We start from the raw sequence: 10,837 nt of genomic DNA on the forward strand, positions 1-10,837 counted from the left end.
GCCTCATTCGAGGCGGCTTCCATAAAGTCGTCGGATAATTAACTATCCAAAATCAAAGCTTAATGATTAAGCTTGACCTTTAACTTCTTTAAGACCGTTGAAAGGAGCTTTAGCACCTAGAGCTTCTTCGATACGGATAAGTTGGTTGTACTTAGCAACACGGTCAGAACGGCTCATAGAACCAGTTTTGATTTGACCTGCAGCTGTACCTACCGCTAGATCAGCGATAGTTGCATCTTCAGTTTCGCCAGAACGGTGAGAGATAACTGCTGTGTAACCAGCATCTTTAGCCATCTTGATTGCAGCTAGAGTCTCTGTAAGAGAACCGATTTGGTTGAACTTGATAAGGATAGAGTTAGCTACGCCTTTCTCGATACCTTCAGCAAGAATCTTCGTGTTTGTAACGAACAGATCGTCACCAACGATTTGAAGCTTGTCGCCTAGAAGTTCTGTTTGGTGCTTGAAGCCATCCCAATCAGACTCGTCAAGACCGTCTTCGATAGAAACGATTGGGAAGTTGTTCGCTAGCTCAGCTAGGTAGTGGTTGAACTCTACAGAAGTGAAAGTTTTACCTTCGCCCTTCATGTTGTAGATGCCAGCTTCTTTGTCGAAGAACTCAGATGCTGCACAGTCCATAGCAAGAGTAACGTCTTTACCTAGTTCGTAACCAGCAGCTGCAACAGCTTCTGCGATAACTTCTAGCGCTTCAGCGTTAGACTTAAGGTTAGGAGCGAAGCCACCTTCATCACCAACTGCAGTGCTGTAGCCTTTAGACTTAAGAACTTTAGCTAGGTTGTGGAATACTTCAGCGCCGATACGCAGACCTTCTTTAAGAGTTTTAGCGCCAACTGGCTGAATCATGAACTCTTGGATGTCAACGTTGTTATCAGCGTGCTCGCCACCATTGATGATGTTCATCATTGGTAGAGGCATAGAGAATACGCCAGCTGTGCCGTTTAGCTCTGCGATGTGCTCGTAAAGAGGCATGCCTTTAGCCGCTGCAGCCGCTTTAGCATTCGCTAGAGAAACAGCTAGGATTGCGTTAGCACCGAAAAGTGATTTGTTTTCAGTACCGTCTAGGTCGATCATGATTTGGTCGATGTCAGCTTGTGCTTTCGCATCTTTGCCAACAAGTGCTTCAGCGATTGGGCCGTTTACAGCTTCAATTGCTTTAAGAACACCTTTACCTAGGAAACGTGATTTGTCGCCGTCACGTAGCTCAAGAGCTTCGCGAGAACCAGTAGATGCGCCAGATGGTGCTGCCGCCATACCAACGAAACCGCCTTCTAGGTGTACTTCAGCTTCAACAGTTGGGTTACCGCGTGAATCGATGATTTCACGACCTAGAACTTTAACGATCTTAGACATTATGTTTCCTCTTGCTTTATCTTCAAAATAAAAAGCTAAAAAATAGCAGTAGCATCCCCCGCCACTGCTACCAGTAATCCTTACTGATTAAGTTCACCGCGTTGGTTAATACCTGCCGCTTTTACAAAACCTTCAAATAATGGGTGACCATCACGAGGCGTTGATGTGAACTCAGGGTGGAACTGAGCTGCCACAAACCATGGGTGGTTAGGGAACTCGATAATCTCTACCAATTTCTTATCTGCAGACAGACCAGAAACTTTCAAACCTGCTTTCTCTAGTGTAGGAAGTAAGTTGTTGTTTACTTCATAGCGGTGACGGTGACGTTCGTGCACTGTTGGGCTGTTGTATAGCTCACGTGCTTTTGAACCGTCCGCTAGGTGACATAGCTGAGAACCAAGGCGCATTGTGCCGCCTAGATCTGATTTATCTGTACGTTCTTCAACATTTCCTTCGCCATCAACCCACTCAGTAATCAAACCAACTACTGGGTTCTTAGTTTCTGCGTTAAATTCAGTTGAATGCGCATCAGCCAGACCCGCAACATTACGTGCGAATTCGATCAGTGCCACTTGCATACCCAGACAAATGCCTAAGTACGGAATTTTGTTTTCACGAGCGTATTGTGCTGTCTGAATTTTACCTTCAACACCACGATTACCGAAGCCACCAGGTACTAGGATTGCATCTAGACCTTCTAGAACTTCAACGCCTTTTGATTCTACATCTTGTGAGTCAATGTATTTGATCTTCACAGAAAGACGGTTTTTCAAACCAGCATGTTTTAATGCTTCATTTACTGATTTGTAAGCATCTGGTAGTTCAATGTACTTACCAACCATACCGATAACAACTTCAGCGGTAGGGTTTGCTTCTTCGTAAATGACTTGTTCCCACTCTGCAAGGTTTGCTTCTGGCGCTGTGATGCCGAAACGTTGACATACTAGGTCATCTAGACCTTGAGCCTTAATCAGTTGAGGGATCTTGTAGATTGAATCTACGTCTTTCATTGAGATTACAGCTTTTTCAGGAACGTTACAGAACAATGCAATTTTCGCACGCTCGTTAGCTGGAATCATACGGTCAGAACGACATACAAGGATGTCAGGCTGAATACCGATAGAAAGTAGTTCTTTTACAGAGTGCTGCGTTGGCTTAGTTTTCACTTCGCCTGCTGCTGCAAGGTATGGCACTAGTGTTAAGTGCATGAACATAGTGTTCTCACGACCATGCTGAACCGCTAGCTGACGAATCGCTTCCATAAATGGTAGTGACTCGATATCACCAACAGTACCACCCACTTCTACGATAGCAACATCGTGGCCTTCAGCACCTGCAATAACGCGTTCTTTGATCGCGTTAGTGATGTGTGGAATAACCTGGATGGTTGCGCCTAGGTAATCACCACGACGCTCTTTACGAAGTACGTCCGCGTACACGCGGCCCGCTGTAAAGTTATTACGCTTGGTCATCTTAGTACGAATGAAACGCTCGTAGTGACCAAGATCAAGGTCGGTCTCTGCACCGTCTTCCGTAACGAATACCTCACCGTGCTGAATTGGGCTCATTGTGCCTGGGTCAACGTTGATGTAAGGGTCTAGTTTCATCATAGTCACTTTAAGACCACGTGCTTCTAGAATAGCCGCTAGAGATGCAGCAGCAATACCTTTACCTAGAGAGGAAACAACCCCGCCCGTAACAAAAATGTAATTCGTTGTCATATTTAACCTGGAAGATTGGTGTAGAGGATATAAAAACTATCTGGACGGAGAGCAATGATACCAGACACCTTTTATCGCCACAACGTGAAAACTATCACAGCAATCATGAGTATTATTTGTTTCAAATCAATTATACGAGTTGCACAAACTGTTCGTGTAAAATAACAACAAAACTATTCCTTAACCGCATACTATTTAACCGAGCAATAACAGTATAATTTGATTAGCAATTCGACTTTTCTTGTTGCTTTACAAGATCCCAGATGCCATCCAGTTTTTCCAGCGAGCAGTCTTCAAGGTGCAAACCTTGTTCTAGCACACATTCTTCCACTTGGCGAAATCGACGCTCAAATTTTTTATTCGCCAACTGTAAAGCTTGCTCTGGGTTGACCTTTAAGTGGCGACTAAAGTTAACTGTAGCAAACAGTAAATCCCCCATTTCTTCCGCGATTTTGGCTTGATCTGGTTCAACTTGGATGACTTCTTCGAGAACTTCATCAATTTCCTCTTTGACCTTATCGACCACAGGGCCTAGCGTATCCCAGTCAAAACCGTGCTTGGCACAACGACGTTGAATCTTATCAGCACGGCTCAATGCAGGTAACGCAAGTGGAATATTTGCCAATACACTCAGGTCATCTGCTTTTTGTTCGCGCTCTTTGGCTTTCTCTGCTTCCCAATTAGCATTAATTTCCGCATCGTCAGCAAATTCTTTTTCACTAAAAACATGAGGGTGGCGGCGCGTCAGTTTCTCATTTAGTCCTGCGACTACATCATCAAAATCAAATAAACCCTGCTCTTTCGCCATTTGACTGTAAAACACCACTTGGAACAGTAAATCCCCTAATTCAGCTTTTACTTCAGGCCAGTCTTGCTGATGAATAGCATCAGCTACTTCGTAGGCTTCTTCAATAGTATGCGGCACTATCGAGTCAAACGTCTGCTTGATATCCCACGGACAACCTTGTTGTGGGTCGCGTAACGTCGCCATAATTTCAAGTAGTTGTGTCATTGCTGCTGGAGTCATTTTTTCCATTTTCATCTCGCTTAACAAAACGGGAAGCACTAAGGCTTCCCGTTATTTATTTTTATTGTTCTGTACAACGTTAGTACAAACGCTTCGCTTCGGCGACGTCTTTCACTTGCTCTAGGCGCTTAAGTACCTTACTGAGTACTTCTAAATCCGTTAGCTCTAGCTCAAAATCCATGATCGACATTTGTTTCTTATAGTCGATACGGCTCTTCATGCCAGAGACTTTGGTTTTCTCATTGGCTAAAGTATTCGTGAGTTCTTTGATCAAGCCATTTCGTTCAGAGGCAATCACACGCACTGTAATGTTGTAGTTACCAACGAAACCACCGCCCCACACCGTTTGAATCAAACGCTCTGGTGCATGATGACGTAACTCGTCCAGCTGTTCACAATCACTTCGGTGAACCGAAATACCGCGTCCTTGAGTCACAAACCCCGTGATGTCATCACCTGGGATCGGCTGGCAACAGCGCGCTAGGTGGGTCATCAGGTTATCCACCCCTTCCACCACCACCGCATCTCGTTGCGGTTTTTGGGTACTGGTGCTGCTCTTTTCACTGGCTTCTGTCAGCTTATCAAGCAGTTGCTTATCTTCTTCTTCTGCGGTGGGCTTATTGACCAAGGTGTTAATATGATTAACCACTTGATTAATACGTAAATCACCACTGCCGACACCGACAAACAACTCATCGAGGTTTTTGGCATTAAAGCGTTTCAACGCATAAAGTTCTGCGTCTTTCATGGTGGCGCCTAACTTATGTAAGTCGGCCTCCAACATTTCACGCCCCGCGATTAAGTTCTTATCACGCGCTTGTTTTCTAAACCAAGCGTGTACTTTGGCACGCGCACGGCTAGAGGTCACAAAACCTAAGTTCGGGTTTAACCAATCGCGTGATGGGTTAGGCTCTTTTTGAGTGATAATTTCAACTTGATCACCCATTTGTAAGTTGTAGGTGAATGGAACGATACGCCCTTCCACCTTAGCACCAATGCAACGGTGACCCACTTCAGAGTGGATATGATATGCAAAATCAAGCGGCGTCGCATTCAACGGCAAATCAACCACATCCCCTTTTGGGGTAAAGGCATACACGCGATCATCGAATACTTGGCTGCGTAATTCATCCAGCATTTCGCCAGAGTCTGACATTTCTTCTTGCCACACAAGCAGCTTACGAAGCCATTCAATTTTCTCATCGTAAGATGATTTACTGCCACCACCAGCCGCGCCACCTTCTTTGTATTTCCAGTGTGCAGCAACACCCAATTCCGACTCTTCATGCATCTGCTTGGTGCGGATTTGAATTTCGATGGTTTTACCTTCAGGCCCCAACACTACCGTGTGGATAGACTGGTAACCGTTCGGTTTAGGATTAGCGACATAGTCATCAAACTCTTTTGGCAGATGACGATATTTAGTATGTACAACCCCTAACGCGGCGTAACAGTCTTGCAGCTGGTCGGCAATAATACGTACCGCACGCACATCGAAGAGCTCGTCAAAATCAAGGTTCTTTTTCTGCATCTTACGCCAGATGCTATAGATGTGTTTAGGACGACCTTGCACTTCGGCATTGATATTACAGCTCACCATAGAGTCAGCTAAATCAGTGACAAAGTGCTCGATGTATTGCTCACGTACAATCCTGCGCTCCGACAGTTGCTTCGCAATTTTCTTATAAGTATCAGGGTGTTTGTAGCGGAAAGCGTAATCTTCGATTTCCCACTTCAACTGACCAATACCCAAACGGTTAGCCAGCGGTGCGTAAATATTGGCACACTCTTTCGCAGCAGCGCGGCGTACCTCATCAGGCTCATCTTTCACTTCACGTAGGTTACAAATACGCTCAGCAAGTTTAATGACCACGCAGCGGAAGTCATCCACCATAGATAGCAGCATACGGCGAATATTATCTACCTGTGCTGATTGCGCCGCCCCTTCAGTGGTTGCGCTAAGCTGGCGGATAGCTGCCATTTGGTCAACACCCGCCACCAGCTGCATGATTGCTGTGTTGTAGTCTTCTTTGACTTGCTCTAAGTCGTAGACACCCGCTTCAACCAATGGGCACAGCAAAGCTGCGACCAAGGTTTCTGCATCCATGCTGAGCATCACGAGGATCTCAACCATTTCGCGGCCACGCCACAGCAACAATGCTGCTGAATCTTCCGTTGATGTTATGTCGATACACCGCTGATAGGTGCTTTTTAGACGCTTCGATATCTTGGCGTCTTGCTGCAAACTATCAACCCATGCTGAAAGCTCAAATGTATCGTTTTCCTTTAAATGCGCACCGCGAACTGCGACCATTTCTCTATCCTGTTTTGCTTTTTGTAATGGCGTTTACGTATGACTCGATCGTTTTAGCGAACCGTTTTTACGAATAGCGCCATTGATTCTAAGTGTCCTGTCTGTGGGAACATATCCAACATACCAAGACGCTCCAACTGATAACCTTGTTGCAGCAGTGCCTGACTATCACGCGCCAACGTGGCAGGGTTACATGACACATACACCACACGCTGTGGTTTAAGTGCTATAACGTGCTGCATAACACCTGCTGCGCCCGCGCGCGCAGGGTCGAGTAATATTTTATTAAAGGGTTCTTTTGCCCATGATAACAAAGTCACGTCTTCTTCCAAGTTAGCCTGATAGAAGGTTGCGTTATCGATACCATTTTTTTCGGCGTTATAAGTAGCACGATGAACCATTTCATCGACACCTTCAACACCAACCAGTGATTTTGCACGTTTTGCCAGTGGTAAACTGAAATTACCTAAACCACAAAATAGGTCAAGCACCCGATCTTCTGGCTGCACATCTAACCATTCAACCGCTTGAGCAACCATCTGTTTGTTCACATTCGCATTCACCTGAATAAAATCTTTTGGTGAAAACGTCAGTTCAACCCCGTCCAAGCCATAGTGTGGTTTATCACCACGCACATGATTGAGCTCATCACTCTCTGGTGCAAGATATAACGTGATGTCATTTTTATCAGCAAACGCATTAATTTGTGACATATCGCTGTCAGAAAACGGCTTTAAGTGGCGGATCAACACAACACGGCCATTATCGGCTTCCACCAGCTCAACGTGTCCAAGGTTTTTTCGTCCCTTTAACCCCATTAACAGAGTACGTAATGACGGTAAAAGTTCATTCAATGATGCCGCTAAGATTGGGCAATGTGCGACATCGACAATATCTTTGCTTTGCTTTTTACGGAAACCAAACGCAAGTTGCCCTTTGGCACTGAGCTTTACCGCGAAACGTGCACAACGGCGATATTCAAAATCTTGTGCGACAATTGGTTTTGCTTGCTGGATCTCGACCTCAGCTCCCGCAAACTTTGTCATCAGCTCACCCAAGGATTGCTGCTTGGCAACTACCTGAGCTGAATGGGATAAATGTTGTAAGTTACAGCCACCGCACTGGTCATAGATTGGACAATGCGGTTTAATACGCTCGGCATTATCGGTTAGACGCTTGATCACAGTCGCACGTGCGTACTGTTTTTTGTCTTCAGTAAACTGAACAACCGCTTTTTCGCCTGGTAATAAACCGTCAACAAATACCGGTTTTTTATTCAGGTGGCCCACTCCAGCGCCTACATGGTCTAAGCGACTTATCGTGATTTCCTTGTGCTTAGTGTCGGTAATTTTTCGTTTTTGAGGCTTAAAAAAGCGTGCCATAGGTGTTTCGCTCACTGTTCAGACATTGAGAATTTGTCGAATGGCCTGACTTTCTTTAAGCTAGGCCACTGATGGATACTAATTCTCCCATAGAATCGCTTTCTTGTAATTAAGAGAACCATGACCAAATATGGACTTCGTGCCAGGGTCTTCACCCTGACATTAGCACCAACGCTGATTATCGGCCTGTTATTAAGCGCTTTTTTCACTATGAGCCGCTATCAGGACCTTGAACATCAACTTGTCTCTACCGGCGCAAGCATTATTGAGCCGCTGGCCATTTCAACCGAATTTGGTATGACCAAAGATAACCGAGAAGCCGTACGTCGGTTAATTGGCTACGCCCATCGAAAACACTCTCAAATTATACGCAGTATTGCGGTATTCGATGCCAACAACGAATTGTTTGTTACCTCAAACTTTCATCGTAATTTCGAAGCCTTGATGTACCCAGACGATGAGCCGATCCCGTTACTCTTAGATACACGCCTCAATGAAAATTCGATGATATTGCGAGCACCAATCATCAGCGAAGGTCAGTTTGGTCAGCTATCAGGTATCGAAGGCCAAGAACGCACGCTGGGCTATATTGCGTTAGAACTCGATTTAAGCAGCCTGCGCTTACAGCAATACCAAGAAGTATTTACCGCTTTAATGGTGCTATTACTTGGGCTGACATTGTCTTGTTTGTTTGCATATCGATTGATGCAAGATGTCACCCGCCCCATATCACATATGGTAAGCGTAGTTGACCGTATCCGCCGTGGTCACTTGGATGTGCGTATCGAAGGGCAACTATTGGGTGAGCTCGATACCTTGAAAAACGGTATCAATGCCATGGCTATTTCACTGGCGGAATACCATATCGAAATGCAGCAAAGCATCGATCAGGCCACCTCAGATCTACGTGAAACGCTTGAACAGCTAGAGATTCAGAACGTTGAGCTCGATATTGCGAAAAAACGCGCTCAAGAAGCGGCACGAGTGAAGTCGGAATTTTTGGCCAACATGTCTCATGAGCTGCGTACACCACTTAATGGTGTCATTGGTTTTACCCGCCAAATGCTTAAAACCCGTTTAAGTTCGAGCCAGCAAGATTACTTACAGACCATTGAAAAATCGGCTAATAATCTACTCACGATCATCAATGACATTCTCGATTTCTCGAAACTTGAAGCTGGTAAGTTGTTGCTTGAAAATATTCCGTTCGATTTTACCGAATCACTTGATGAGGTCATGCGTCTACTGGCACCAAACGCCCACGAAAAAGGGCTAGAGCTGACGTTAAAGATCGACAATCGTATTCCTGCGGGATTAATTGGTGACCCACTGCGTATTCAGCAAGTACTGACGAACCTCATTGGTAACGCAGTAAAATTCACCGAGCGCGGTAACATTGATGTCTCGGTGGAACTCAAAGCTGATAAAGAAGAAAACGTCGAACTGCAATTCATTGTTCGTGATACTGGTATTGGCATTTCTGAGCGCCAGCAAGCTCAGCTATTCCAAGCATTTAGCCAAGCCGATGCCAGTATTTCACGCCGCTATGGTGGTACGGGATTAGGTCTAGTTATCACTCAAAAACTGGTCACCCAAATGGGTGGTGAAATCAGCTTAACCAGCCGCTTGCACCAAGGGTCGACGTTCTGGTTCAGCTTACGTCTAATGAAAACTGATTTGCCAGTTTCACAGCCAATAGACACTGAAGCCCTGATCGGTAAAAAACTCCTGCTGATCGAGCCAAACATGCAGGCAGCGTCCGTAACGCAGCAACGCTTGATTAATGCTGGCCTACAAGTTACCTATCGCTCGACTATGCCTGAAGATATCGAGCCGCATCAGTTTGCCCTGTTAAGTCTCTCTCCGGGTGAACAACCTCCGATTGCGACTCTGCTTGATAATGTGTTCAAAGCCGAGCAGGTGGCAGACAAAGTTATTGTGAGCTTACCTGCTACAGAGTTGGCACTCTCAGAGCGCTTACTGGCAGCGGGCGTATCAGCTTGTCTCGGTAAACCATTAGCACAGCGTAAATTGTTTGAGGCGCTCGCAGGCAGCAATGATTTATTGCTAGAGCCAGAAGCCATATTACTGTCTGAGCCAACGCAAACAATTTTGCCATTAACTGTCATGGCCGTTGATGATAACCCTGCCAACCTTAAACTGATTTCAGCACTATTGAGTGAGCGTGTAGAAACAGTTATAACCGCAACCGGTGGCCGTAAGGCGGTGGAATATGCCCACCAGAAAGCCTTTGATTTAGTATTTATGGATATTCAAATGCCTGAAATGGACGGGGTTACCGCCTGTGAGGAGATCCATAAGACTGAACTAAACCACCATACGCCAGTGATTGCTGTAACAGCACATGCGATGGCTGGTGAGCGGGAGCGTCTTATCAAGGCTGGTATGGATGACTATCTCACCAAACCTATTGAAGAACATATCTTGCAGCAAATATTGTCAAAATGGACTCATCCAGACGATCAATCAACAGACAATGAGGTTGAAGACGCAATCTTCACGCCTATCGAAAAGCAGCAGGAAGAAGCCTCGCAGTACGACAACAGTATCAGCTGGGATTGGACCTTAGCCTTAAAGCAAGCAGCAGGCAAAGAGGATCTCGCCAAAGACATGTTACAAATGCTGCTCGATTACATGCCGGAAGTCGAAATGTTGGTAAATGAAGCACTCGACGGCAAAGAAATTGAGCTATGGCCGTCAATTCACAAATTGCATGGTAGCTGTGCATACAGCGGAGTACCGCGCTTGAAATCCTTGTGCCATACCATTGAAACTCAGCTAAAAGCCAATGCGAAACAAGATGATATTGAGCCTGAACTATTAGAGCTTATCGATGAAATGAATAATGTGGTTAAAGCATCAAAAGAGTATCGTCACTAATACCGTTACGCTAATATTACGACCATAAAAAAGGAGAGCCTCGGCTCTAATGCCGTTCACTTAAGGTGAGCGGCTTTCTTATTTTTGGCATATCGTTGAGGTCTTGGTTTTACCGTTCTTGGGA

Annotated in this window: 6 protein-coding genes; 1 reads left to right on the forward strand and 5 read right to left on the reverse strand. The window is 45.4% G+C overall.

The features are described from left to right. Window positions 1-66: 66 nt before the first annotated feature. The 5 genes from eno to rlmD all read right to left on the reverse strand — a co-directional run bounded on the left by eno (window position 67) and on the right by rlmD (window position 7,812). Window positions 67-1,368, reverse strand: a complete 1,302-nt coding sequence (gene eno, locus ASV53_RS19520; RefSeq protein ID WP_062692775.1) for a phosphopyruvate hydratase — start codon at window positions 1,366-1,368, stop codon at window positions 67-69. Between the two features lie 80 nt (window positions 1,369-1,448). After that, window positions 1,449-3,089 (reverse strand): CTP synthase, encoded by a 1,641-nt coding sequence (pyrG, locus tag ASV53_RS19525; protein WP_094958324.1) that lies wholly within the window; start codon window positions 3,087-3,089, stop codon window positions 1,449-1,451. A gap of 223 nt (window positions 3,090-3,312) precedes the next feature. Then, window positions 3,313-4,125 carry a nucleoside triphosphate pyrophosphohydrolase gene (mazG, locus tag ASV53_RS19530; protein ID WP_062692778.1) on the reverse strand — a complete coding sequence of 271 codons (813 nt, stop codon included), beginning with the start codon at window positions 4,123-4,125 and terminating at the stop codon, window positions 3,313-3,315. A 70-nt stretch (window positions 4,126-4,195) separates the two neighbouring features. Beyond that, complete coding sequence (relA, locus tag ASV53_RS19535; protein ID WP_094958325.1) at window positions 4,196-6,430, reverse strand: GTP diphosphokinase; 2,235 nt, start codon at window positions 6,428-6,430, stop codon at window positions 4,196-4,198. 53 nt (window positions 6,431-6,483) lie between these two features. After that, complete coding sequence (gene rlmD, locus ASV53_RS19540) at window positions 6,484-7,812, reverse strand: 23S rRNA (uracil(1939)-C(5))-methyltransferase RlmD (RefSeq protein WP_062692782.1); 1,329 nt, start codon at window positions 7,810-7,812, stop codon at window positions 6,484-6,486. Between the two features lie 120 nt (window positions 7,813-7,932). On the opposite strand from rlmD, the gene barA reads away from it, so the two are divergent. Then, a complete protein-coding gene (barA, locus tag ASV53_RS19545; RefSeq protein ID WP_094958326.1) occupies window positions 7,933-10,713 on the forward strand; it encodes a two-component sensor histidine kinase BarA in 2,781 nt (926 codons plus the stop codon). Window positions 10,714-10,837 lie beyond the last annotated feature (124 nt).

It is taken from the genome of Photobacterium sanguinicancri (assembly GCF_002265265.1).
Taxonomy (GTDB): domain Bacteria; phylum Pseudomonadota; class Gammaproteobacteria; order Enterobacterales; family Vibrionaceae; genus Photobacterium; species Photobacterium sanguinicancri.